The sequence below is a fragment of the Streptomyces sp. MNU89 genome (assembly GCF_020982505.1).
GTDB lineage: Bacteria > Actinomycetota > Actinomycetes > Streptomycetales > Streptomycetaceae > Streptomyces > Streptomyces xinghaiensis.
Window position 1 is genome coordinate 983,059 of the sequence record NZ_JAJKLL010000001.1, and the last position, 23,690, is coordinate 1,006,748.

The following is a 23,690-nucleotide window of genomic DNA, read 5'->3' on the forward strand; positions in this document are numbered from 1 at the left end:
GCCATGGCCAGGACAGCGACGTGTCCGTCGTGGAGGCGGACGCGGCGGTCAGCGCGGTCACTGCGAGACCGCCTCCTTCATGGGCTCGCCCAGGCGGGCCAGCATCTGCACTCGCCAGCCGTGGATCTGCTCCATGCCGCGGCTGAGCTTGTCGGCCAGGTCCCGGCCCGAGAGGTGGAGGTAGGTGAGCGTGGAGTCGGTATGGCGGTGGCCGGCGAAAGTGGCGATGGCGTGCAGTTCCCAGCCCATCCGGGCGAGGTCGGTCAAGCACAGGTGTCTCGTGGTGTGAGTGGAGAACCGCGGGACATCGGCAGCCAGCGCGATCCGGCGGATCACCTTCGACCAGGTCCACAAGCTCAGCGGCTGGGCGTGGTTGCGCCGGGATTCCGACAGGAACAGCGGTCCGCGTGCCCGGCTGATCCGGGCACGGTGAGCGAGGTAGCCCGACAGCAGGACGCCGGTCGGCGCGGAGTACGGGACAACGCGCTCCAGCCGGTTCTTGGTCGTCTCCGCCCTTACCCGCAGGGTTCGGTGAGCCGGGTCGAAGTCGTCGGTACGCAGGGAGCACAGCTCTTCGCGGCGCAGTGCGGCGTCGTAGGCGAGGGCGAGCATCACGCGGTTGCGTATCGGCTCCTCGGCAGCGACCGCGAGGACATCCATCCACTGCTGTTCGGTGGGTATCCAGGGCAGCTTCGTCAGCCTCGGCACGAGGCCGCGCTCGTGCCCGCCGCGTCGGCGGCCGGGCGTGTAGCGGCCCCGTCCGACCGGGTTGGAGTCGCGCTGCCCGTCCTCCATGAGGAAGTCGTAGAACAGCCGGACCGGCACCAGGCGCTGCTGAATGGTGGCGTTGGCCAGACCCGAGCCCGAGTCGATCGAGACCACGTTCGCACCCCGACGGCTCGGGCGTGAGGTCAACTCCCCTACATAGACGGCGATATGGGCCCGGTTTGCAGTCAGCGGATTGACGTTCTCCCGCTCGCACATCTCCAGGTACTTAGAGGTCCTAACAAAGGTGTTGGACGTGGCGGTGGGTGATCAGGCAGGTGGCGAGGCCGAGGAAGGCTTCGTGGATGTCGTCGCGTCGTTCCCAGCGGATCCGCAGGCGGCGGAAGCCGTGCAGCCAGGAGATCCTGCGCTCGACCACATAGCGGAAGATGCCCAGGCCAAAGTACACTCACGTCGGCGAAACCTGCCTGACGTGTGATGTCACGAAGCGTCAGTTCCGGTCGTCTCAGCAGTTGTTCGACCCGTTCGCGGCGTACCCCGTCGACGATCGCCTCGTACGTGGTGCCGCACTCGGCAAGGCGACGGCGCAGGGTGCGTTCGCTGGACGCGTGCCTGCGGGCCTGCTCGAGGAACGAGGGGATGGCCGGCAGGCTCTGCGCGATGGAGATTTCCAGCACCTCGAGCAGGTCCTGCTGCTCGCGCCGTGACGTCATGTGCTTCTCCAGCACGTCGAGCACCGAGGCGTAGGTGATGGGGTTCCGCCCCGGCATGGCCGCCCGGGCCCACCGAGTGGGGATCACCATGCGGTTGCGGGCGGCGTCGAAGCGCATTGGGCAGCGGAACAGTTCGTCGAACGGGCCGGTGTCGCGCGGGGCGGGGAAGGTCAACTCGACCGCCTGCGGGGCGAATGCGGCTCCGAGGCTCAGACGGGTGAGGGTGACGACGCTGGAGTACGCCTCCTCGATCAGGAAGACGGCGACCGTCGGATCCAGCGCGGGGTCCGGCAGATCGGCGGACAACACGTAGCCGACGTCCTCCCAGCGGGCCGACCACACGGTCATCGCCCCGGAAAGGTTCTGGTAGCGCACGCCCGCCATGATGGCCTCCTCCTGAGTGTCGGCGGCCATCATGGCGAAGCCGAGCAGCCCCCACGCGGTCAGGTGCTGCGCCGCGCCCACACGCAGTCCCAGATGCTCGTCCCCGGTCAGCTCCACCGCCTGGCGGATGACGTCGCTGCCCTGCCGGTAGGAGACCCGCAGCTCGGCGGAGCCCATCACCTTCAGGTCCAGCCCTACGCTGTTCAGCAGCGGCTGCAGGTCGACGCCGTACGCGTCGGTGACCCGGACGAGGTAGTGAGGATGTTCGGCGCGATGGTGGCCGAGGTGCTGCGGCTGGTTCCCGGAGAAGTGACCGGAGCGGGAGCATCGGGCATCGCGTTCCCTCTCACCAGGGCGTTTCTCGCTTCACTGTAAGCAGCCAGGCCCCCGCCTGTCGCGGGCATGGCCGCCAGAGCCCCCATTTCGGCCTCTGACGCGCTGCACACGGCCTTTTCGCCCTCCCTACCTTTTGTGGAACCTCCCCGCCTTGCCGTCCGTGACGCATGGGACACCGGCGCGAGAGCGCAAGAAACGAAGGCTCACCATGACTGCACCTCTTCAGACCCCGGCTCGGCGACGATCTGTGCGCCGGAGCCCGCATGCGCCGGCCCGACGGGTCGTGGCGACGGTGTTCGCCGCCCAGGGAGCAGCGGTGGCCGCGGTGTCCTACGGATTGTTCGGTATGGCGCGCCTCGTTGGGCAGCAGGTGGTCCAGATACGGGAGCGCGGGCGCGATCCAGTCGAACAAGCCGCTGTCGCCGGAGGCGAGCAGGTCGGCGGAGGCGAGCAGGTCGGCGGAGGTGACCACACCCACGGCCCGTGCGGGAGCGAGAATCTTCGCCGCAGCCTCACCGCCCATCAACTCGGATGCGACCAGGTGCAGATGGGTGGCTCCGGCGATCTCCGTGTGGGGGGCGTCGTCCGGACCATAGGAGAGGTTCGCGCCCAGGACGTGGAAAGCGGGGCGGCTGCCGTCGGGTCGGATGGGCAGCACCGAGGCCGAGGCCTGGGTGTCGTCGCGGCGCAGGACGAGAGAGGTGTCCACGCCGTGGGCGGCCAGCATGCCCAGCAGCAGGTCGCCGACCGGGTCGGTGCCCACCGCACCGGCGGTGCCCACCGCACCGGCGGTGCGCACCATCGCGCCCAGCTTGGCCAGCGTCAGCGCGGTACCGGCGGCCGTACCCGCCGGGCTGAAGCGGATCTGGTCCACCAGTGCCGCGCCCTGGCCCTCCGGGATGGCCTCGACAGGACGGACCAGCACGTCGAACACGTGGGCGCCGAGTGCTATGACTGACTGGCTCATCAACGGCTCTTCTCTTTTCATTTCAGGGGGTGGGTGGTGCCGTAGCCGCGCCGCGCCGCATCGCGGCGGCGATGCGGCGGCCTGCCGGCGGGCGCGAAGCGCTGGTGGCCCAGCCGCGTGGGCGCCGGGTCGGCGAGCATCAGGTTCTCGGTGCGGTCGAGCAGCAGGCGGTCCGGCAGGCGGTTCTGGATCACCGCCCCTGTGACCTGGGGCTGGCGGGGCAGCTGTGGACGCGGGCCGGGGTCGGGGATCTGATCGCGAAGTTGTACCGGGTGCGGCTGACCGAGCAGGGGGTGGGCAAGTATCTGCGCCGGTGGGGGCTGTCGTTCCAGCGCCCGGACAAGCGGGCCGTCGAGCAGGACGCGGATGCGGTCCGCGTCTGGCGGGAGGAGACCTGGCCGACGATCCGGGCCAGGGCGAAGGCCGAGGGCGGGGAGGTGCTCTTCGCCGACCAGGTCGGCATCCGTTCCGACCAGGTCACGGGACGCACCTGGGGCGCCAAAGGAAGTACCCCGGTCGTCCGCCGCACGGGCAACCGGTTCTCGGTCAACGCGATGTCCGCGATCAGCACCAAGGGCCGCATGCACTTCATGGTCTTCACCGAGACCTTCGACGCCGACGTCATGTGCCGCTTCCTGGACCGGCTCGCGGGCCACTTCGACCGCAAGGTGCACCTCGTCCTGGACCGCCACTCCGCGCACCGCTCCCGCAAGGTCCGCGCATGGCTCGCCGATCACCCGGACCGCATCGAGCTGCACTTCCTGCCGTCGTACTCGCCGGAGCTGAACGCCGACGAGCTGGTCAACGCCGACCTCAAACGGAGCCTGCCCATGCGCAGCCGGGCCCGCGACCCAGGCCCAACTCGCGGCCGAGACCCGCCGGTTCTTCCACCGCCGCCAACGGCAGCCACACATCGTCCGCGGCTACTTCGGCGGCCCACACGTCCGCTACACCCTCGAATAGAACCGATTGAGTTTCGGATCAATAGAGACCAGCGGGAGTGCGGGGCCCACCCCGCGCCCCGTGCGTCGTGCAGGCTTCAGGTCACGGTCTGTCGGTTCTTCCCTCTGGTGATGGTGGGCGACGGCTGGTGAGGTCGATGACGCCGCTCTGTACGGCGAGTTGCTCTTCCAGGGCCGCGTTGGTCACCTTGAGCCGGTGGTTTTCGATCTCCAGGACGTGGACGATCCGGGCCAGGAGCTGCGCCTGTCCGCGTAGATCGTCACGTTCGGCTCGGACGCGGGCCAAGTCCTGCTGCTGCTTGGCCGCGCGCGCCCGCGCCGAGTCGGACAGCGCTTCGGGGACGATGGTGCGGGCCTTGACCAAGGCGTAGAACAGGGCCTTGAGGCCGGTGTGCTTGTGGGTGAGCCTATTGCGGCGCAGTCCGGCTTCGGTGGCCAGGGAGACGATGGTCAGCTTGCCGTCGGAGTGCAGCGGGGCGCCGATCAGCAGGCGCACCATGGCGTCGGTGATGGCCTGCACCTCTGCGGCGTCCTCGGTGTCGGCGTGGCCCTGAGCGTGGGTGAGGGCGTCGCCGATGAGCTGGGCCAGCGCCGCGCCGTCGCGCGGGCCGGGGGCAGCCGCGGTGGGGGTGTTCATCGGCGCTCCGTGGGTTCGGTGTCGGTCGGCTGCTGGGCTTCGTGACGGTGGATGATGGCGGTGAGGTGGGCTTTGCGCTGCTGTTCTCGGGCGGCGATGGGGTAGGGGTCGAGGCCGGCGTCGGCGTTCGCGTCGATCCGGGCGACCTCGGCCTGCAGGGCGGTGATCTGGCTGTCGGTGCGGCTGATGTTCGCGCACGCCGGGTGGGCAGCGGGAGTGGTCGGGGGTGCTGCGTCCGCTGTCGCCCGCCCGGTCGCGGTCGGGGTTGCACAGCGCGGTGAACGCGTCGTGGTTGCAGGTCAGGAAGGCTTTCGGGTCCTCGTAGACCTGGAGGCGGGGGTTGGCGACCAGCGCTCGCAGTTCTCGTCGTCCGAGGTAGGTTCCGGCGTAGCGGGCGGAGAACTCGGCAGCCGCGGCGCGGTAGCGGTCGGCGGCCGGGCCGGAGACCTTCTCGCCGACGTCGATGCGTTCGCCGGCCTCGGTGAGGGTCTCGGCCGGGGCAAGGCCCTTCTCTTGGTCCAGGACCTCGAGCATGTCGGCCTTCGAGCGGCCGGCGTAGGACTCCGACATGGCGGTGGCCGCGTGGCCGTACTGCACCGCGAGCGCGATCCGGCCGCCGGGCTGGCGGTAGATGAACCAGGCGATGGTGGGCGGAAGCGGCGCAGGGTGACGGCGCCGTCGGGATCGGGCGGGATCAGCTCGTGGGGCCGGTCGTGGGCGGCGGCGAGCTGGTTGGCCCAGGCGGTGAAGGCGCGGATGCGTTACACGGCGCTGTCGGAGGACAGGCCGGTGCGGGGCATGCAGGTGCCCTTGGCGTACCGGTAGAGGGTGCGGGTGAACAGCTGCTCGCCGTCTTCGAGTTCCCGGCGTTGGCGATGGCGCGGGCGACTGGTTCCAGCACGATCCACGGGTCCGCTCGTTCCTCTCCTTCGCCGATCGCGTTGCCGTCCTCGTCCAGCACTCCCTTGAAGTGCCGGCTGCGGACCTCGAACCGTACGGTGCCGTTCTCGCGCTCCACGCGGGTGCAGCAGCCGCGGCGCAGGGCCAGGACCTCCTCGGGCCGCATGCCGGAGAGGTAGGCGCAGCAGATCAGGGCGGCTGTGGACAGGTGCAGCACCAGAACGTCCACGTCGTCGAAGCCGATCTGCTCTCGCCAGCGGGCGGCTCCGATCCGGGCGGCGAGCGGAAGGTCGAGGAGTGGGGCGGGGCCGAAGCTGGCCGGGGTGAGCTCGTCGGACAGGATGCGGCGGGCGCGGGCGACCTGGGAGGTGGTGACGCCGAGGGTGCCGGCCAGGAAGGTGTTGGCCATCGGCGGCAGCGCCCCGCCGTAGCGGGCGCGCACGGCGGTGGCGCCGGGCGCACCGCTGGAGGGCAGCTTCTCGCCGGCCGCGAGCAGGCCGCGCAGGTGGGCCACCGCGGCCTCGGCGCCGCCGAGTGGGGCGCGGGCGGGGATGGCGGCGAGCAGTCGGCGGTGCTTGCGGGCGGCGGCCAGGATGTCTGGGGACAGGTCCAGGACCGTGCGCAGCGCCCACACCAGCAGCGGGCCCATGACGGCCGGGTGCACGATCGCGACGCTGTTCTCGCCGTTGGGGGTGTCGTCGTTGGTGCCGAGGAAGTCGGACATGACCGCGGCCGGGTCCTCCCACGGCGGCATGACCAGCCGGTCGCTCTCGGGCAGGTAGGGGGCGTAGGCCCACAGCCGCGAGATCACCCACAGGGCCTTGGCGTCGGTGCGCCACCGGCGGCCGAGCGGGCGCAGGTGCTCGGCGTAGGCCTCCAGATCATTGGTCGTGACCTGGGAGAGTTCGGTGATGCCGCGTCCGTCGAGCCAGGAGGCGAAGCGGATCCAGATCTGGAAGTTGTGGCGCAGCGTGCCCGGTTGAGTGGTGGAGCGCGCGGCCCGCTGCTGGAGCAGCACGGCCGGGGTGGGGATGTTCAGCTCGGCGAAGGCCGCGCGCATCAAGCCGGGCCGCAACCCGGCGGGGCAGCGGCTCCAGTCGATGACCAGCGAGCGCTTCGACTCCCTGGGACTGATCAGCGCCAGGCGCCAGGCCAGATCACGGAAACGCGGCAGCTGCTCCGGATCGAAGCCGGGCCGCAGTCGGTTGAACGGGAGGACGAAGGCGTCCGGGGCCGGGTCGACGACGTCCGGGCCTACGGGGACGGGCGAGGACGCGCTCACGGGTCGAGTCTCCGTTCCAGCATCGCGTGGATCAGCTCCCGCTCGCTGTCGGCCACGGCGGCGACCAGCTGGGGCCGCGCGTCGGTGGTGGTGTAGGTGGTCAGGAAGTCGCCGATCCGCGCGTGGGGCGTCGCCCAGTCCGCAGCCCACACCGCCGACGTCACGGCCGACCGCAGGGACTCCAGCGCCTGGTGCAGGTAGGCGATGCGGGGCAGGTCGCGGCCGGTGGCCACCGCGTTGCGGCAGGCGAAGCACAGCAGGAACGACACCGCACACGGCATCCCGGCCTGGCTGTGGTCGGAGTTGAGGAAGTCCGCGCACGAGGCAACCGGGGTGCGCAGTCGGCCGGCCACGATCCGGCGCGCCACCTCCACGTCGATCCCGGCCTCCTTGGCCACGAGCTCGGCACTCACCTCGCCCTCGGCGTCGGCCTCCGCGACCAGGCGCATGGCGACCGTCTGCCGGGCGGAGGCAAGAGCCTGGGCCAGCCCGAGCTCCACCGCGCCGCGCGAGGCGGCGCGGACGTCTTCGTCCTGGAGCTGGTAGTCGCGCTCGTGGGTGGCCTGGGTGTTGTTGCGGGCCCGACCGTGGTGCGCCTGCGCGCTGTGGCGCAGTGCCTGGGAGTTCACCCGGGCGGGCAAGTCGACGCCGCCGGCGCGGACCTGCTGCTGCCAGCGCCGGATCGCCCCGTCCAGAGCGGCACCGAGCGCGTGGTCGCGCAGATTCTCGCTTCCGCCGAGGCCTCGGTGGCCGACCAGGAGCTTCGTCGTGGGACGGCCCAGCGTCTCCAGGATGGTCCTGGCCGGCGCGGTCAGCTCCAGCACGTGCCGCAGTGCACGGCCGCTGGAGCCCTCGCCGACGTCGACGAGCGTGTTGCTCGCGTGCCGGCGACGGCCACGCCTCGCCTTGTCCGTGTCGACCTGGTGCACGGCAGGGTCCTCGCGGTCCGCGTTCGGCCACCAGGTGGGCACGTCCATCTTCTTGAGCACCGACAGGTTCCACGCCTCCTGCACGATCAGCAGCACGGCCGCCGCCCCGATTTCCGCCGGCGTCGCGAAGAGCCGGCTCAGCGAGGCGGCGTTGCCCTCGAAGCCGCACGCGCGCTCCGCGTACGCGGTCACCGCGTGGTCAGCGCTGTTGGGGTAGCGCGGAAGGTCCCCGGCGCGGGCCAGCACGTCCAGCACCTCACCGAGGGGCCAGTCACCCTCCCCGCGCTCGATCGCCCCTGCCCGCCACCGCTGAAGGACAGCGGTGTTCGCCGCGATCCGCAGCCGCCCGGCGCGCACCGTCGCGGCGGCCGCGTCCCGGATCCGGCGCAGTTCCTCCCGGGTATGGGCCTGCTTGCGCGGCCGTCCGCGCCGGGACGGCGGCCGACGCCGCGGCGTCTGAAGGAACACCCGGGTCGCCTCCGGCAGCCCGGGCGCCCGCCGTACGACCGCGGCCAGGACCCGGCGGACGTGGATGTCGCCGGTCCACTGCTTCCACCACTCCACCGTGATCTGCTCGGTCGCGGCGACGGGCGGCTCGGCCGCCGCGGCGTCCCTGAACAGCAGCCGCAGCGTGCTGGCGTTCGTCTGGTAGGTGTCCGCGCTGCCCCAACCCCGGCCCTGCGCGGCCAGCCCAGCCACCAGCTCCCGCCGGAAGTCGACGGGGCCGGGGCTGTCCCGGAAGTCGTACACGCCCAGCGGCTTCCCGGCGCCGCTGACCGGGCGGATGACCAGGCCGTCCTCGTCCAGCACCGGCGCCTTGCGGTAGTCCGTCGGCGGCAGCGCCGCCCGGCGCCCCCGCCCGCTCACGCCGCGTCCAGGATCAGACCCGTACGGGCCGCCAGCTCCGCGATCTTCTCCGCGTTCACGGGGTTGTCGTCGTCGCCGAGCAGCGACTCCAGCTGCAGCCCGCGCACCGGCTCCAGGTACACGTCCCGCGTCACCTGCTCGCTGCGGTGCCCGAGCATGTCCTTGACCATCAGCCAGACCTGCCCGTACATCTCCTCGTAGTGCAGGCGCTCGGCCGGTGTCAGACCGAGCCGGCGGTCCAGCGCGTTGTGCAGCGCGATCAGCGTCCGCAGAGCCATGGAGTGCCGCAGCATCTTCGGCGTCGCGAAAACGTCGAGCTCCGCGGCCGCGCACCGGTCGCTCGCCCTCTCGAAGACCTTCGTCCAGCTCGTGTACCGCAGCGGCAGCCCGCTCTCGGTCAGCCACAGCATCGCCGGCTCCAGGCCGTCCTCACCCTCGACGAACAACCGCATCCGCTCAGCGGCCGTCAGCCGCCCCAGCGCACTCTCGCCCGCACGCCCGTCCCGCCCCTTCCACTGCACGCGGCCCGCCCGGCTGACCCTCTGGACGATGCGCAGGCCGGGCAACCGGTCGTAGACGCCACGCCGCCGGGCGCGGGCCACCGCCAAGGCGCGCGTGCTCATCCGGTAGCCCTCGACACGCTGAAGCGCCGGATGACCGACGTAGAAGGTGTAGCCGGCCCGCTTGGCCACCGCCTGGCCCACGCGGCCCGCGTAGTAGTTCTGTCGCCCGAGCGCCGGCAGCTCGCAGAGCAGCAGGGTGCCGCCCTCGCGGCGCCGCAGGCCGCTGGAGTACATCAGGTCGGCGTACGCCGTATCCCGGCCAGTCGAACGGCCGCGCCACGCCTCGTCCTCCAGGCCGCCTGGCAGCATGCCGCCGAGCCCGACGTTTGCGCCACAGCCGAAAGGCCCGGGGCGACAGCCACTTCACGTCCGAGGTCTTCACGTCCGACGGCGAGGTGAGCGTCACCGGGTTCGCCGGTACGAGGCCGCGCTGGGCCGCGATGCCGTACAGCAGCTTCAACGCGGCCTGCTCCTTCGCCCACGTGCCGCCGTCGACCGGCGCCGGATTCGTCGCCCCGCGCCGGCGCCAGTCCTCCCAGTCCTCGACGTCGTCCTCCGACGCCTCGTCCCAGTCCAGCCCGCGCTGCCACAGGAACGTGAAGAACAGCCGGTAGAGCGGGGCGTACGTGACCTGCGTGCCCTGCGCCTTGGCAGAGAACGCCGAGCGTCGCAGGCACTCACTCAGCCGAGGATCGACCCGGCCATCCGGCGAGACGAGGATCGGCTGCCGCTCGCGCAGCCCGAGCGCCCGCTCGCGCTCCTCCAAGTCCTCCCAGCCGGGCACGGGCCAGCCTTCTGCCGGAGTGCCTCCGTCGCCCACCCAGAACAGACGCCACTCGAACGCCACTTGACTCCCTCAGCCGCAACACGACATGAGGCAACACAGCGTATGTCCACAGAACACCGGGATGCTGGCCATCACGGACGGCATGGAACGGGACCCCGACGAGTTCGACGCCCTCTTCGCGGCCTCGGGGTGGCGCCGCTCGAAGACGTACCCCGTGGGCGGCGGGCTGTTCGGACTGGAGCTCGTCGCCTCCTGAGCTCTTGAGCTCGGTGAGGAACGCGCGCCTTCGCCGGCGCCCGGCCGGGTCGGTGCTGCGGCCGCCGAGGCCGTGACACCCACCGGCGCGGCGATCACGGGTGCCCGGCTCCGGGCCGGAGGAGATCCTCCAGGCGGGGCCGGGGCCGGGGCCGGGCGGGGGCGGGTGACGACCTTCGCGGCACCCCGGTCCGCCGGCGCCTTACCGGCCTCGCGTTCACAGGCAGGACGTCAGGTCCGCCCGGACCCCGGGGCGGCGGAGCCGCCGGCCGCCCTCCTCCTTCGGTCGGCCGATCCGGACCCTTCGGCGGACGCCGGGAGACGGGCGGCCCGCCTAGCGTCGCCGGTATGTCACTTTCCCCCCGACGGATCCGCATGTCATCGCCGCCGCTACGGATGGCCGCGGCGCTGGCCGCCGCCGCGCTGACCCTGACCGGCTGCGCCGGCGGGACCGGCACGGCGAGGGCCTCCGGCCCGGCCGCGCCCGTGCCCGCGCCGGCCCCGGGCCCGGTCGAGTGGGAGGAGTGCGGGAAGGGCTTCGACTGCGCCACCGTCGAGGTGCCGCTCGAGTACACGGACCCCGGCGGCGAGTGGATCCCGCTCGCCGTGACCCGGCACCGCGCCACCGACCCGGACCGGCGCATCGGCAGCCTGTTCATCAACCCCGGCGGGCCGGGGGTGCCGGCCACCGAGACGGTCGAGTCCATCGACGCCGCCAAGGGCGAGGGCCCCTACTCCCCCGACGTCGTCGCCCGGTTCGACGTCGTCGGCGTGGACCCGCGCGGGGTCGGTGAGTCCGGCGCCGTGCGCTGCCTCACCGACGAGCAGCGGGCCGAGCAGGCGACCGAGGACCGCGACCCGTCCCTCCCCGGCGGGAAGCGGTTCGGCGAACTACTCGCCGAGGCCCGCACCTTCACCAAGGGCTGCCTGGACCACCAGAGCCACGAGTTCCTGGCGAGCCTGTCCACCGACAACGTGGCCCGGGACCTGGACCAGGTGCGCGCCGCGCTCGGCGAGGAGAAGATCACTTTCTACGGCGCCTCCTATGGCACGGTGGTGGGGCCGATGTACGCCACGCTCTTCCCCGACCGGGTACGGCGGATGGTGATCGACGCCCCGGTCGACACCGGCCTGTGGCAGAACGACCCGCTGCGCCTCCTGGACGAGGTCTCCCGGTCCAACGAGGAGACGCTCGACGCCTGGTTCGCGACCTGCCGTTCCGAGGGCGTGAAGGCGTGCCCCTTTGGCGACGGTGACCCCGAGGCCGCGTTCGACCGCCTGATCACCGAACTGGAGGCGGAGCCGCTGGAGGTCCCGCCGACCGAGGGCGGCTCACCGGGCGGCACGCTCGACGGGGCCATGGCCCTGGAGGCCGTGCGGGCCGCCGCGGGCGTCCGGACCCTGTGGCCCACGCTCACCGCGGGTCTGCTCGCCGCGGAGCGGGGCAACGGCAGGGGCCTGCTCTTCGTGGCCTCGTTCGTCACCGTCGCACCGTTCGGCGGACCGTTCGCGACCCTCCAGGAGCCGCACACCGGCGTCCGGTGTGCCGACTGGCCGGACCTGGGCGACCTGTCCGAGCACCGGGCCGCGGCGAAGAAGATCGCCGCACGCGGTGAACGGCTCGGCAGCCGGGCCGCCTACAGCGCGCTCAACTGCGCGCTGTGGCCCGCCCCGAACGAGGACCGTTTCACCCGGGAACTCACCGGCGCCGGCGCTCCGCCGATCCTGGTGGTCGGCGGCCGGCTGGACAACGTCTCCCCGCATCACTGGGCCGAGGCGATGACCGAGCGGCTGGAGGGCGCCGTCCTGCTCACCCGCGAGGGCGTCGGCCACACCTCCTACCGCACCAGCGGCCCGTGCGTCGACGCGGCAGTGGACGCCGCGCTGATCGACGGCAAGCTGCCGGCCGACGGCACCGTCTGCGACGACGCACCCGCCGGCACCACCCGGCCGCCCGCCCCGTAGGCGGGGCAGGGTGACGCGCGGACGCCGGGCCGTGGTGCCGTGTACGGGCCCGCCGGGGCCTCACCCGGAGGGCCCGGCGAGCCCGGTCCAGGGCCCGGGGCCGGCATCCCGGACACCCACCGGGGCCGGCCGAGGGCTCCTCGCCCGGCGGCCGCGATCCGGCGCGGCAGGACCGCCGGAGCCCCGCCGAACGTTCCCCGATCGGGCATGGACACGGAGACCATGGGACACACCACTAGGCTCGGGCCGGTGAGCGCAGTGACGGAGACCCCGGTGCGGACCCTCCGGGAGACCGTGGGCGACCGGGTGGCCGACGCCGCCCTGATCGTGCCGGCCGCCGCGGTGATGGTGATCACGGTGGTGGACCAGGCGAACGAACCGGTGCCGGTGTCCGCCTGGGTCCTGTACGCGGACTGGGTAACGGGGGCGCTGGGCCTTCTCGCGCTGTGGTGGCGGCGCCGGTACCCCGTCGTGGTCGGCATCGCCCTGGCCGTGGCGAGCTCGTTCTCGGAGACGACCGCCGCGGCGGCGATCGTCGCGTTGTTCACCGTCGCGGTGCACCGCCCGGCCAGGGTGACGGCCGCGGTCTGCGCGATCAGCCTCGCGGCACTCAGCGGGTATCAACTGCGGTGGCCCGAGGCGGCGGTCCCGCCGCTCACGGTGTTCGTCATCATCGGGCTGGGGCACCTCGCCACGGTGGCGGCGGGGCTGTCCGTGCGCAGCCGCCGGGCACTGGTCGCGTCCTTGCGGGAACGGGTGGCGGCGGCCGAGGTCGAGGCGCAGCTCCGGGCCGAGCACGCCGAGCGGGAGGCGCGGGAGTCCCTCGCACGGGAAATGCACGACGTCCTCGGACACCGGCTCTCGCTGCTCAGCGTCCATGCGGGCGCGCTCACCTACCACCGCGGCGCGTCGGCCCAGGACCGGGCGCGTGCGGGGGAGGTGGTCCGCGAGAGTGCGCACCGCGCCCTGCAGGACCTCCGCGAGGTGATCGGGGTGCTCCGGGCCCCCGTGGGCGAACTGCCGCCGCCGGGCGCCGAGGACGTCCCGGAGCTGATCGACGAGGCCCGGCGGGCCGGCACACCGGTCGAACTGCGGGACGAGGCCGGGGTGACGACCGGCGGCCCGAGCCTCCCGGGGACACAGGGCCACACGCTCTACCGCCTCGTACAGGAGGCACTGACCAACGTCCGCAAACACGCCGCGGGCGCGCTGGTGGTGATACGGATCACCGGGCGGCCCGGCGACCACGTGACCGCCGAGGTGGTGAACGCGCCACCGGCGGGGCCGCCGTCGCACCCCGGCGGTTGCGGGGCGGGCCTGCGCGGGTTGCGGGAGCGCGCCCGGCTCGTGACCGGGCAACTCGACCACGGGCCGACGGACTCGGGCGGCTGGCGGGTCAGGCTCCGGCTACCCTGGCCGTCGTGACGCGCCCCCTGCCTGCCGGCGACATGCCCTCCGGCGACGTGCCTGCCGGCGACCGGCCGGTCATCGACGTACTGGTGGCCGACGACGACCCGGTGGTCCGGTTCGGGCTGAGGATGATGCTGGGCGGAGCTCCCGACCTGCGCGTGGTGGCCGAGGCGAGCGACGGCGCGGAGGCGGTGGAGCTGGCCGGGCGCCACCGGCCCGACGTGGTGCTGATGGATATCCGGATGCCCGGCACCGATGGGCTCACCGCCACGGAAACGCTGCGCGGCCGGCCGTCCGCCCCACAGGTCATGGTGCTCACCACCTTCGACGCCGACGCCCACGTACTCCGTGCCCTGCGGGCGGGCGCGGCGGGGTTCCTCCTCAAGGACACCCCGCCGGAGGAGCTCGTCGTCGCGATCCGGCACGCGGCGCAGGGGCGCCCCGTGCTCTCGCCCGAGGTGACACGCCGGCTCATCGCGCGCGTCGCGGAGTCGGGGCGGGACACGCGGCGGGACGCCGCCCGGCGTCGTCTCGGCACACTCGCCGAACGGGAGCGGACGGTCGCGGCCGAGATCGGCGCCGGTCGCACCAACGCGGAGATCGCTGCCCGGCACCACCTCGGCCTGACCACGGTCAAGACCCACGTGTCGGCGATCCTCACCAAGCTGGACCTCAACAACCGAGTGCAGGTGGCACTGCTCGTGCAGGAGGCGGGGCTCGTCCCCCCGGAGTGACGGGACCGGCGTGGCTCCCGCTCCGCGTGAGTCCCCGAGGCCGGGCGCCCGGCCCGTGTTCCGCGGCGGAGCGCCGTCCGGAAGATCGGGGCCTCCCGTGGCTGAACGAGCGGGCCGGCCGTGACGGATCTCGCCGGCCCGGCGGTGCCGCCGGGCCGGCCGGAAGATCCGAACCGGTACCGCGAATCAGGCGGTACCGTGAATCAGGCCGCGACGAGCTCCTGCTCCCGGTCCGGGGTCTTGACCTTGGGCTTCCTGTTCGGCAGCGAGAGCCGGAAGACCTTGCGCCACGCGGAGAACACCTGCTTGGGCAGCGGCCCGGTGACGTACTCCAGCTCGTACTTCTCGAACAGCGCGCGCACCTTCACCGCGACCTCGGCGTACCGGTTGCTCGGCAGGTCGGGGAAGAGGTGGTGCTCGATCTGGTGCGACAGGTTGCCCGTCATGAAGTGCATGGCCTTGCTGCCGCTGATGTTCGCCGAGCCCATCATCTGGCGCAGGTACCACTGGCCCCGCGTCTCGCCCCTGATCGACCGGCGCTCGAAGACCTGCACGCCCTCGGGAAAGTGCCCACACATGATCACCGAGTGGGACCAGAGGTTGCGGACCACGTTCGCGGTGAACGTGGCGGCGAGCGTGGTGAGGAACGACGGGCCCGACAGCAGCGGGTGGATCACGTAGTCCTTGAGCACCTGCTTGCGGATCTTGCGGCCCACGGCCTTGGCCCGTGCGCGGAACTCCGGGTTCTTGCGGCGGCGCTTGTGCAGGTTCTTGCCGAGCTCCAGGTCGTACGCCGCAATGCCGTACTCGAAGAAGCAGGCGTTGAGGAAGTTCCACAGCGGCTGGCCGAGGTGGAACGGGTACCACTTCTGGTCCTCGTCGACGCGCATGATGCCGTAGCCGAGGTCGTTGTCCTTGCCGATCACGTTGGTGTACGCGTGGTGCAGCTCGTTGTGCGAGTGCTTCCACTGCTCGGACGGCGAGACGTGATCCCACTCCCAGGTGGTGGAGTGAATCTTCGGGTCCCGCATCCAGTCCCACTGGCCGTGCAGGACGTTGTGGCCGATCTCCATGTTGTCCATGATCTTCGCCACGGACAGACCGGCGGTGCCGAGCAGCCACGCCGGCGGGAAGATCGAGAACAGGAGCACGCCCCTGCTGGCCAGCTCGAGCTTGCGCTGCACCGAGATGACCTTACGGATGTAGGCGGCGTCCTTTTCGCCGCGGTCGGCGATCACCTCGTCGCGGATCGCGTCCAGCTCGCGGCCGAGCTCCTCGATCTGCTCCGCGGTCAGGTGGGCGGTGGGGTCGATGGCGGTCAAGATGCTCCTACCGTTCGATGTCACAGGGGCCCGCCGCGGCGGACACGCAGGTCTGGATGAGGACGCCCGGCTCGGCCTCGGTGATCTCGCCGGTGCGCAGGTCGCGGACGGCGCCCGCCGTGAGCGGCGTGACACAGCCGAAGCAGATGCCCATGCGGCACCCGGAGGGCATGAGCACGCCGGCCTCCTCGCCGACGTCCAGCAACGGCGTGGTGCCGTCCGCGTCGACGGTCTTGCCGGTGGCGCGGAACGTGACCTCGCCGCCGCTGCCGTCGCCGGCGACGACACCGGGGCGGAAGCGTTCGGTGTGCAGGAGCTCCGGTACGCCGTGCTCGGCCCAGTGCTTTTCGGCGGCGTCGAGCAGGCCCGCGGGCCCGCAGGCCCAGGTCTCGCGCTCGGTCCAGTCGGGCACGAGCTCGTCGAGACGGGCGATGTCGAGCATGCCGTCCGTGTCGGTGTGCACCTCGGTGAGCCGCAGCTTCTTGTCCGCGACCAGGCCGTGCAGTTCGTTGCGGAAGATCACGTCTTGCGGCTGTGGTGCGCAGTGGACCATGACGACGTCGTCGAGCTCGGTGTCGCGCAGCATGCCCATCACGGGCGTGATGCCGCTGCCGGCCGTCAGGTAGAGCACCTTGGCGGGCTTGGCCTGCGGCAGCACGAAGTCACCGGTCGCCTGGTCGAGCTGGATCAGCGTGCCCGGTTTCGCCCTGCGGACCAGGTGGTTGCTGACCTTGCCGTCCGGGATCGCCTTCACGGTGATCGTGACGCGGCCGTCCTGGCGGTTCGTCGGCGAGGTGATGGAGTAGGCCCGCCACAGGCGCACCCCGTCGACGTCGACCCCGATCCGCACGTACTGACCGGCCGTGTGGCCGCGCCAGCCCCGTCCCGGCCTGATCACGACAGTCGCGGCGTCGCGCGTCTCGGGGTGCACGGCCTCGATGCGCCCACGCAGGTCGGCGCCCGCACGCAGCGGGCTGACCAGGTCGAGGTAGTCCGACGGCAGCAGCGGCGTCGTGACCATCTCCAGCAGTTTCCACGCCCTGCTGCGGAGGGCTGCACTCGTCATGACTCCAGCTTGCTGCGCCCAAGGCGTAAAGTCCTGACCGCAGGACGTAAATCTGGTCGGCTAGATTGTTCGCAGGGAACAAAAACATGAGCCATGCAATCCGGAGGGCCAGCGAACTGGCCCTGGATGAGACGACGGTCACCGCACTTCGGGCCGCGCTGAAGAGCACCGCCGACGAGGTCGTCCAGGCGATCATCGACGAGGTCCCGCCCTACGCCAACGCCCTCACGGGCCACATGGGCGTCACCATCCGCCGGGCCGTCCGCACCGCCCTGGGGCACTACCTGGACCTCGCGAGCGGGAAGGCCACGGGCGGCGACGCCGGTGACGCCGCCTACGAGCTCGGCCGCGGCGAGGTGCGCGACGGCCGTTCGATGGACGCCCTGCTCAGCGCCTACCGCGTCGGCGCCCGCGTGGCCTGGCGATGCCTGGCGGCGGGTGCCGTACCGGCGGGTCTGCCCGCCGCCGAGGTCGCCAAGTTCGCCGAGCTGACCTTCGCCTACATCGACGAGCTCTCCGCCGCGAGCGCCGCGGGGCACGCCGACGAACTGGCCGCCCGGGGCAGGGCCCACGAGCGCCACCTGGAACACCTGGCCCGCGACCTCCTCGCCGGGGCCAGCCCCGACATGCTGCTGGCCTCCGTTCAGCGGGCCGGTTGGCAGCCTCCGGTTTCGCTGACCGCGGTCCTGCTGCCCGCCGCCCAGGCCCGGCCCGCCTACCGCGCGCTCGACCCGAACACCCTCGTCCTCGACGATCTGCCGGACGCCACCGGTGTGCTGCTCGTCCCCGATGCCGACCGGCCACATCTCCTGCGGCAGCTGACCGGTCGCGCCGCCGTGGTCGGCCCGGCCCGGCCATGGACTCGTGCGTCCGCCTCGTACGCACGAGCGGTACGCGCCCGGTCCCTCTCCTCCGATATCCGCGACACCGAGGAGCACCTGCCGGAGCTGGTGCTGAGTGCCGACATGGACGCGCTCACAGACCTGCGTGCCCGCGCCCTCGCACCGTTGCGGACCCTGCCTGTCGCGACCGCACGGCGGCTGGAGGAGACGTTGCGGGCCTGGCTGCTGCACCAGGGCAGGCGGGAGGAGGTGGCGGCGGCGTTGTTCGTCCACCCCCAGACGGTCCGCTACCGGATGTCGCAGCTGCGGGACCTGTTCCCGGATCTCGCATCGCCACAGCGGGTCCTCGAACTGACGCTGGCGGTCGGTCTTCGGGCCAGCTGACGCGTACTGGTGGTCACCACCAGCCAGCCGCACCCGGGCCACTGGTTCGGCATGCAAGGCAGCCCGGTCCTGCCTGCCCCCGTGGCCTGTCCTGACCACCGTCATCGAGGGCACCGTGCACCGACCGGATAGCAGCCGACCGGCCCTTCTATTCCGGGAGACAAAACACGGCATGAACGTGCAGGTCATCGCCGACCCGGCCGGGCGGCTGCTCTGGGCCTCCCCGGCCCTGCCCGGAGCCGTCCACGACATCAAGGCCGCGCGGACCCACGGCGTCATCGATGCCCTGGCCGAGGCCGGCACGGCCTGCTGGGCGGACAAGGCCTACCGAGGCGCCGGCGGCACCACACGGGTGCCCTACTGGGGCCGCTGGGAGAAGCTCTCGGCCGGGCAGCAGGCCCACAACCGCTCTCACGCCCGCATCCGCGCCCTGGGCGAACAGGCGGTGGCCGCCCTCAAGTCCTGGCGGCTGCTGCGCAAGCTCCGCTGCTCCACCACTCGCATCACCGGCCTGGTCCAGGCCGTCCTCATCCTCCACCTCGCCGCATCAGCATGAGGTTGGAAAGCGTTCCGTGTCTCCCAGCCCCGATCGAGACAAGCGTGATCATCGAGCACCGCAAGGAGTCGAACGCCGCCCTGGAGAACGAGATCCGAGCGCTGAGAAATCGGCTGTTGCAATGATTGCGATCCGGCAGCCCCGACCGGCTGGACCTCGGCATGCTACTGGCCGCCTTCCGCATCGTGCAGGAGGCCCTGACCAACGCCCTCAAGCACGCTGGCCCGCGCACCACCGTCGACCTGAGCCTGGCGGCCGACTCCTGCCGGGTCCACATCGTCGTGCACGACAGCGGCCCGCCCGACGACGAACCCGCGCCGGCGGCCAACCGGCCTGAGCGCCGTTTTAACAGTCGTCTCAGGTTCGCTCGGTATGAAGTAGGCATCGCCGGGCGACGCGGGTCTCGGCCTCGCCGGCATGGCCGAACGCGCCGCGCTCTACGGCGGCACGGTCAGCGTCAGCCCCGCATCGGACGGCGGCTGGACCGTCTACGCGACCCTGAAGGCAGCCATTCATGATCTCCGTGCTCGTGGTGGACGCCCAGCCGCTGCAGCGCTTCGGGTTTCGCATGCTGCTGGAGAGCACCCCCGACACCGAGATCGTCGGCGAGGCCGAGAACGGCGCCGAGGCCGTTCGGTGGACCACCGAGCTGCATCCCGACGTGGTGCTGATGGACATCCGCATGCCGGGCGTCGACGGGATCGAGGCCACCCGGCGCATCGTCGCCGCCGGTGGGCGTTCGCGGATCCTGGTGCTGACGACGTTCGACGTGGACCGGTACGCGCTCGCCGCGCTGCGGGCCGGGGCGAGCGGTTTCCTGCTGAAGGACATCCGCCCGGAGGAGCTCCTCGCCGGCATCCGGGCCGTCGCCGCCGGGGCCGCGGTGATCGCGCCGGCGCTGACTCGGCGGCTGCTCGACACGTTCGCCGACCGGCTCGGCGATGACCTCTGCGGGCCCGTGCGGGAGGATCCCCGGCTGGACTCCCTGACCGGCCGCGAGCGCGAGATCCTCGTCGCCATCGGCCACGGCCTCACCAACGGCGAGATCGCGCAACGATTCACGCTGTCGAAGTCGACGGTGAAGACCCACGTCGGGCGGGTCCTCGCCAAGATCGGCGCACGGGACCGGATCCAGGCCGTCATCCTCGCCTACGACCTGAGACTCACCCGGCCGATTTAGCGCTTCGTCTCGCGCGTCCGTCGGGGGCGCGACCGTAGTTCCCAGCCGCACCGCTCCGGGCCGATCCGCTCGGCGTGATCGACCGCTCCGCTGCCGGGTCCGCCTGCAGCCGCCCACGTCACCGCCCGTCCGACTGCCACAACGCCGCACGGGTGTGAGTTCAGTGCGGACGTGTGTGAGCTCAGAGCTGTCGACAAGTCACCAAAGCCGGAGCGCGCCGAAACCGGCGCGTACTGGACTCAAGCCCGTGATGTCGAGTCGCTGCGCGAGCATCTGGGGCAGGAGCGGTTGACCATCATCGGCCATTCTGCCGGCACCAGGCTCGCGATCAGCTACGCGGCGCAGTATCCGGAGCGGGTCGCCCGACTCCTTCTCGTCACGCCGCCGTCCACCTATCTGGTGGACGAGCCCGCCGACGCGGCGGAGCTCATCGGTGAACGAAGTGGCGACCCGGTGTTCGACAAAGCTGTTGCCGCGTTCCAAGGCGGCGCCGATCTGTCCGACGAGACAGCGTTCAATACCTGGCAGCAGGCGTGCGCCCCGATGGGGTACGCCGTCTGGACGGCAGCCGAACAGAAGCACGCACAACTGGGGAAGTTCGACCTCGCCGCGGCACAGGCGTTTTTCAGCGTGCAGCCACCGGAAGACCTGGCCGGAAGGCTCGCTGCGGTGAAGGCACCGACATTGGTGCTCGGTGGCGCGCAGGACTGTCTGACGGGTGTGCGGCCGGTGAAGGCGCTGGCGAGGCTTTTCCCGAACGGCGATGTCGTGCTGATCGACCAGTGCGGCCACTATCCCTGGGTCGAACGGCCCGCCGAGTTCCGGCGGGCCGCCGACACCTTTCTAGGCGGTCACGACCGAGTCGCCGCTGATCTTCACCGGGATCGGGGTCAGGCCGGTAGTCGCCGGCCCTTTCTTCATGTCGCCGGTCGCGGCATCGAAGACGCTGCCGTGGCCGGGGCATGTGATGGTGCCGCCCGCCGGTTGGGAAACGGTGACGCCCGCGTGCGGGCAGACCGGGTCGAGCCCTTTGACCTCGTTCTCCGATGGCCGGACGATCAGGACTTTGCCTGACGGTCCATCCACGATCGCCCCGCTGCCGACCGGAACGTCGGCCAGCTTGGCCAACGGCGTGCCACCGGAGCCGGAGGATCCTCCGGCGGGCGGGTTGGCGGCGGGTGTCCCGGACGAGCAGGCGGCTAGGGAAACCGGTGCGACCAGACCGGCTAGCAGGCCGCAGACAACCGTGCGGCGTGTTGGATCTGGCAAGACGATGCCTCCTGAGCGCAAACAGTGGTGTTTTTCGGCTTGTTGACCTCAGTGAGCTCACACACGTTCGACGCTTCGTCAGGACTTGCGGGAGGAGACCGTTATGATGCCAATGCACATCTCGTCGCCGGTGCCGTCGCCCCACACAACGTGGCGCGGCGGCAGCTTCTTCAGCTGCGGCAGCTGTTTGCGCAGCCCCGCGTCGTGCGTACACGTCACCCGCAGCGTGTCCCCCGGACCGACCTCCACCGGCGACGGCAGCTTCACCATCCGCTGGTTGTCGAAGTCGAACTGCGGCACGTCCAGCAGGACCTTGGCCTTCGGCGTGCCCGGGTTGAGTTCGACCTTCATGGAACGCCCGAGCATGTGCATGTGACCGAAACCGGCGAACACCGTCACCGGCTCCTCCACCTCGTGGTCGCAGGACTGGGTGTCACCGGGCTTCGGCACGCCGCCCTCGTTGCACTCCTCCACCTGACGGTCCGCGAATTCGCCGACCTCCGGCCCGAACCGCTTCGTCACGTCCGCGATCGAGGCCGCCCGGTCACAGAGCGGACCCGACTCGTCGGCGGCACAGGGCAGGTCGGTCGGCGCGTCGAGCGACCACGTCTCGAGTTCCCGGGTCTGCGGCGTGCCGTCCGTCAGCCGCATCCGCACCGCCGAGCGGTCCGACCCGCCCGGCTTGCCGTCGGTCGCGAGCAGGTTGTAGTGCATCTGGAGGATGATCAGGCTGCCCGGCTCCAGCTTGAAGCCGGCGTCCTGGTCGAGCAGCGTCTCCGTGGCGCCCGGCGCCCAGGTGTCCACCCACGCCGCGCCCGGGTCGGCGCCCTCGTCGTCGCCCTCCACGTCGGCGCCGTCCACGCCGGTCCCGCCGAAACACTGCCAGCCGAGGCCGGGAGTCTTCGCGTCCTGCTCGCGCACCGCGGCAGCGCCGCCCGGCGGCACCGCGTACACGATGCCGTGGTGCGCGATGGCGACGTTCTCCGGCATGACCTGGGTCCCGGTCAGGAACGCCTCCTTGGTCAGGCCCGGATCGAGCACCTGGCACCGGTACTCGTCCACGGCGCCGTCCGGCGGCGCGGGCGTGTAGGCCTCGGCCATCTTCAGGTCGACGAACCGCTCGCCGGCGCGCAGCGGCTGCGGTGGAGCCGACGACCCGCCCGCGTGCGCGCTGTGCGAGTCGGCCGCGGCGGGCGCCGCACTGTTGTCGGCGTCCGACCCGCAGGCGACGACAGCGAACGCCGTCGCCAGCGCGATGGTGGCCGCCCCGAACCTCCGCAGTGGACTTCCAGGTTTCGTCATAGCCTGAACGCTAGGCTCGATTCCGTCCTGTTTCGTCGTACTGTGGTCGTCATCTTCGGGAGGGAGGTGGTACCACGGTACTTCTCTCCGGAGCGCCGTTCGACACCCGCACGAGAATCAAGGCCCGTCGCAACTGGGCCCGAAGTCACGCCCACGAGAGTCCGTCGGCGATGGACGGGAGCCAAACTCAGCTCAGAACCGACTTCTACGCCTGTCTGATCGCGCGGGTCGACGCGCTGTTCGAGCTCACCGACGCGGTGCTCTGTACTGATGGGCCGGTACGAACCCTGGTCGGGTTGTCGTTGCCGCCCGAGCACCGGCGCGGGCACGGCGCGTCGTACGACGCGCTGAACAAGGGCTGGATCGAGGTCGAACGGCTTCGTGGCGTCCTCACAGGGCTGCCGCTACCGCGGTGCGCGGGCGGCTGGTCCTGGCCGTGGACGTCACGCCCGGCTGCGCCTGGACGCCGCCACCAGCCCCGACAGCACCTGAGCGTCGCGAGGATCGCCGAAGGGCTGGCGGTTTCGTGGCACACCGCCAACCAAGCGGTGCTGGCCGAGGCCCCGAACCGCGACGGAACTGGCCCGGCGAGGTTGCTCGACATGGTGCCCGGCCGCTCCAAGCAGGCCTTCGCCACCTGGCGACGCGCCGCCCGGCCTGCTGTCTTCCGGGACGGCTTGGAGGTGGTCGCAATGGACGCCTTCACCGGGTTCACGACCGCGACCACCGAACAGCTGCCCGGGACGGTCGCGGTGATGGACCCGTTCCACGTCGCCCGCCTGGCCGGGGACGCCCTGGACCGGTGCCGGCGACGGATCCAGCAGGACCTGCACGGTCACCGCGAGTTCGCCGGCGACCCGCTCCACCGCGCCGGCCGGACCCTGCACAGCTGAGCCGACCTGCTCACCGACCGACAACGCGCCGGGATCGCCGCCCTGTTCGCCGACGAGGACCACGTCGCCGTCGAGGTCACCTGGGGTGTCTACCAGGCTGTCATCGCCGCCTACCGCCACCCCGACCGCGCCGCCGGCCGGACCATGATGACCCAGCTGATCGAGACCCTCAGCCGTGGAGTCCCGGCCGCGCTGAGCGAGGTCACCACCCTCGGGCGGACCTGAAGAAGCGCGCCGCTGACGTGCTGGCCTACTTCGACCGACCCGGCACGTCCAACGGACCCACAGAGGCCATCAACGGCCGCCTCGAGCAGCTACGCGGCAGCGCCCTCGGCTTCCGCGACCTGACCCAATACATCGCCCGCAGCCTGCTCGAGACCGGCGGCTTCAGAGGCGACGACCACCGGCTCGTCGGCACCCTGTGCCCGGACGTGCAGTTGACGCTGGAGCGGCCCGACC

Annotated in this window: 18 protein-coding genes and 7 pseudogenes; 13 read left to right on the forward strand and 12 right to left on the reverse strand. The window is 71.6% G+C overall.

Going from position 1 to position 23,690, the window contains the following annotated elements; all coding sequences use genetic code 11:
- Positions 1 to 57: 57 nt before the first annotated feature.
- From E4N63_RS04275 to E4N63_RS04290, 4 genes and pseudogenes are all read right to left on the reverse strand, one after another.
- Positions 58 to 882, reverse strand: coding sequence for a site-specific integrase (locus E4N63_RS04275; protein ID WP_230239926.1), 825 nt, complete (start codon positions 880 to 882; stop codon positions 58 to 60).
- 121 nt (positions 883 to 1,003) lie between these two features.
- Positions 1,004 to 1,165, reverse strand: a pseudogene (locus tag E4N63_RS04280) (transposase); the annotation flags it as partial.
- Positions 1,149 to 2,158 (reverse strand): annotated as a pseudogene (locus E4N63_RS31390) (AraC family transcriptional regulator ligand-binding domain-containing protein); the annotation flags it as partial. The pseudogenes E4N63_RS31390 and E4N63_RS04280, both read right to left, overlap by 17 nt.
- Positions 2,159 to 2,169: 11 nt before the next feature.
- The gene (locus tag E4N63_RS04290; protein ID WP_230239927.1) at positions 2,170 to 3,126 is read right to left on the reverse strand and encodes a carbohydrate kinase family protein; all 957 of its coding nucleotides are present in this window, start codon (positions 3,124 to 3,126) and stop codon (positions 2,170 to 2,172) included.
- Positions 3,127 to 3,209: 83 nt separating this feature from the next.
- On the opposite strand from E4N63_RS04290, the pseudogene E4N63_RS04295 reads away from it, so the two are divergent.
- Positions 3,210 to 4,089, forward strand: a pseudogene (locus E4N63_RS04295) (IS630 family transposase); the annotation flags it as partial.
- An 81-nt stretch (positions 4,090 to 4,170) separates the two neighbouring features.
- Here the strand turns inward: E4N63_RS04295 and E4N63_RS04300 are convergent.
- From E4N63_RS04300 to E4N63_RS04315, 4 genes are all read right to left on the reverse strand, one after another.
- A complete protein-coding gene (locus E4N63_RS04300; RefSeq protein WP_125621551.1) occupies positions 4,171 to 5,322 on the reverse strand; it encodes a hypothetical protein in 1,152 nt (383 codons plus the stop codon).
- Positions 5,323 to 5,419: 97 nt separating this feature from the next.
- Entirely contained in the window at positions 5,420 to 6,907 is a 1,488-nt protein-coding gene (locus tag E4N63_RS04305) for a hypothetical protein (RefSeq protein ID WP_125621553.1), read from the reverse strand.
- Entirely contained in the window at positions 6,904 to 8,703 is a 1,800-nt protein-coding gene (locus E4N63_RS04310; RefSeq protein ID WP_230239928.1) for a hypothetical protein, read from the reverse strand. The genes E4N63_RS04305 and E4N63_RS04310 overlap by 4 nt, the downstream gene beginning before the upstream one ends.
- Complete coding sequence (locus E4N63_RS04315) at positions 8,700 to 9,575, reverse strand: hypothetical protein (protein ID WP_230239929.1); 876 nt, start codon at positions 9,573 to 9,575, stop codon at positions 8,700 to 8,702. The genes E4N63_RS04310 and E4N63_RS04315 overlap by 4 nt, the downstream gene beginning before the upstream one ends.
- Positions 9,576 to 9,592: 17 nt before the next feature.
- Between E4N63_RS04315 and E4N63_RS04320 the strand changes: the two genes are divergently transcribed.
- The 5 genes from E4N63_RS04320 to E4N63_RS04335 all read left to right on the forward strand — a co-directional run bounded on the left by E4N63_RS04320 (position 9,593) and on the right by E4N63_RS04335 (position 14,417).
- A complete protein-coding gene (locus tag E4N63_RS04320; RefSeq protein ID WP_125621559.1) occupies positions 9,593 to 9,880 on the forward strand; it encodes a hypothetical protein in 288 nt (95 codons plus the stop codon).
- 294 nt (positions 9,881 to 10,174) lie between these two features.
- Positions 10,175 to 10,309, forward strand: a complete 135-nt coding sequence (locus E4N63_RS30440) for a hypothetical protein (RefSeq protein ID WP_267134426.1) — start codon at positions 10,175 to 10,177, stop codon at positions 10,307 to 10,309.
- A 374-nt stretch (positions 10,310 to 10,683) separates the two neighbouring features.
- Positions 10,684 to 12,273: an alpha/beta hydrolase gene (locus E4N63_RS04325; protein WP_230239930.1), complete on the forward strand. Its 1,590-nt coding sequence runs from the start codon at positions 10,684 to 10,686 to the stop codon at positions 12,271 to 12,273.
- Between the two features lie 249 nt (positions 12,274 to 12,522).
- Complete coding sequence (locus tag E4N63_RS04330) at positions 12,523 to 13,698, forward strand: sensor histidine kinase (protein ID WP_230239931.1); 1,176 nt, start codon at positions 12,523 to 12,525, stop codon at positions 13,696 to 13,698.
- A 23-nt stretch (positions 13,699 to 13,721) separates the two neighbouring features.
- Positions 13,722 to 14,417, forward strand: coding sequence for a response regulator transcription factor (locus E4N63_RS04335; protein WP_230242343.1), 696 nt, complete (start codon positions 13,722 to 13,724; stop codon positions 14,415 to 14,417).
- 203 nt (positions 14,418 to 14,620) lie between these two features.
- Here the strand turns inward: E4N63_RS04335 and E4N63_RS04340 are convergent, their stop codons facing one another.
- Together E4N63_RS04340 and E4N63_RS04345 are read right to left on the reverse strand one after the other, a co-directional pair.
- Positions 14,621 to 15,739 (reverse strand): acyl-CoA desaturase, encoded by a 1,119-nt coding sequence (locus E4N63_RS04340; protein WP_125623545.1) that lies wholly within the window; start codon positions 15,737 to 15,739, stop codon positions 14,621 to 14,623.
- Positions 15,740 to 15,746: 7 nt separating this feature from the next.
- Positions 15,747 to 16,805 (reverse strand): ferredoxin reductase, encoded by a 1,059-nt coding sequence (locus E4N63_RS04345; RefSeq protein WP_230239932.1) that lies wholly within the window; start codon positions 16,803 to 16,805, stop codon positions 15,747 to 15,749.
- Positions 16,806 to 16,891: 86 nt separating this feature from the next.
- Here E4N63_RS04345 and E4N63_RS04350 point away from each other — a divergent pair, with 86 nt between their 5' ends.
- From E4N63_RS04350 to E4N63_RS04365, 5 genes and pseudogenes are all read left to right on the forward strand, one after another.
- The gene (locus E4N63_RS04350) at positions 16,892 to 18,031 is read left to right on the forward strand and encodes a CdaR family transcriptional regulator (protein WP_125623547.1); all 1,140 of its coding nucleotides are present in this window, start codon (positions 16,892 to 16,894) and stop codon (positions 18,029 to 18,031) included.
- A gap of 122 nt (positions 18,032 to 18,153) precedes the next feature.
- Positions 18,154 to 18,587: pseudogene (locus E4N63_RS04355) on the forward strand (transposase family protein); the annotation flags it as partial.
- A gap of 161 nt (positions 18,588 to 18,748) precedes the next feature.
- Positions 18,749 to 19,105 carry an ATP-binding protein gene (locus E4N63_RS31395; RefSeq protein WP_374112681.1) on the forward strand — a complete coding sequence of 119 codons (357 nt, stop codon included), beginning with the start codon at positions 18,749 to 18,751 and terminating at the stop codon, positions 19,103 to 19,105.
- On the forward strand, positions 19,102 to 19,767 hold the full coding sequence (locus tag E4N63_RS04360; protein WP_125623548.1) for a response regulator transcription factor: 666 nt from the start codon (positions 19,102 to 19,104) through the stop codon (positions 19,765 to 19,767). The genes E4N63_RS31395 and E4N63_RS04360 overlap by 4 nt, the downstream gene beginning before the upstream one ends.
- Before the next feature lie 171 nt (positions 19,768 to 19,938).
- A pseudogene (locus tag E4N63_RS04365) lies at positions 19,939 to 20,583 on the forward strand (alpha/beta hydrolase); the annotation flags it as partial.
- Between the two features lie 27 nt (positions 20,584 to 20,610).
- Here E4N63_RS04365 and E4N63_RS04370 read toward each other — a convergent pair.
- Complete coding sequence (locus E4N63_RS04370; RefSeq protein WP_230242346.1) at positions 20,611 to 20,853, reverse strand: Rieske (2Fe-2S) protein; 243 nt, start codon at positions 20,851 to 20,853, stop codon at positions 20,611 to 20,613.
- Positions 20,854 to 21,114: 261 nt separating this feature from the next.
- Complete coding sequence (locus E4N63_RS04375; RefSeq protein WP_125623549.1) at positions 21,115 to 22,338, reverse strand: monooxygenase; 1,224 nt, start codon at positions 22,336 to 22,338, stop codon at positions 21,115 to 21,117.
- Between the two features lie 170 nt (positions 22,339 to 22,508).
- Here E4N63_RS04375 and E4N63_RS04380 point away from each other — a divergent pair.
- Together E4N63_RS04380 and E4N63_RS04385 are read left to right on the forward strand one after the other, a co-directional pair.
- Positions 22,509 to 22,834: pseudogene (locus E4N63_RS04380) on the forward strand (transposase); the annotation flags it as partial.
- A pseudogene (locus E4N63_RS04385) lies at positions 22,824 to 23,635 on the forward strand (ISL3 family transposase); the annotation flags it as partial. The pseudogenes E4N63_RS04380 and E4N63_RS04385, both read left to right, overlap by 11 nt.
- Positions 23,636 to 23,690: the final 55 nt, after the last annotated feature.

What these genes read in the sequence shown, in the direction of transcription:
- E4N63_RS04360 (WP_125623548.1), top strand. Translation starts at nt 19,102, where the DNA reads ATGATCTCCGTGCTCGTGGTGGACGCCCAGCCGCTGCAGCGCTTCGGG.
- E4N63_RS04325 (WP_230239930.1), top strand. Translation starts at nt 10,684, where the DNA reads ATGTCATCGCCGCCGCTACGGATGGCCGCGGCGCTGGCCGCCGCCGCG.
- E4N63_RS30440 (WP_267134426.1), top strand. Translation starts at nt 10,175, where the DNA reads ATGCTGGCCATCACGGACGGCATGGAACGGGACCCCGACGAGTTCGAC.
- E4N63_RS04315 (WP_230239929.1), bottom strand. Translation starts at nt 9,575, where the DNA reads ATGCTGCCAGGCGGCCTGGAGGACGAGGCGTGGCGCGGCCGTTCGACT.
- E4N63_RS04350 (WP_125623547.1), top strand. Translation starts at nt 16,892, where the DNA reads ATGAGCCATGCAATCCGGAGGGCCAGCGAACTGGCCCTGGATGAGACG.
- E4N63_RS04335 (WP_230242343.1), top strand. Translation starts at nt 13,722, where the DNA reads ATGCCCTCCGGCGACGTGCCTGCCGGCGACCGGCCGGTCATCGACGTA.
- E4N63_RS04290 (WP_230239927.1), bottom strand. Translation starts at nt 3,126, where the DNA reads ATGAGCCAGTCAGTCATAGCACTCGGCGCCCACGTGTTCGACGTGCTG.
- E4N63_RS31395 (WP_374112681.1), top strand. Translation starts at nt 18,749, where the DNA reads ATGCTACTGGCCGCCTTCCGCATCGTGCAGGAGGCCCTGACCAACGCC.
- E4N63_RS04345 (WP_230239932.1), bottom strand. Translation starts at nt 16,805, where the DNA reads ATGACGAGTGCAGCCCTCCGCAGCAGGGCGTGGAAACTGCTGGAGATG.
- E4N63_RS04375 (WP_125623549.1), bottom strand. Translation starts at nt 22,338, where the DNA reads ATGACGAAACCTGGAAGTCCACTGCGGAGGTTCGGGGCGGCCACCATC.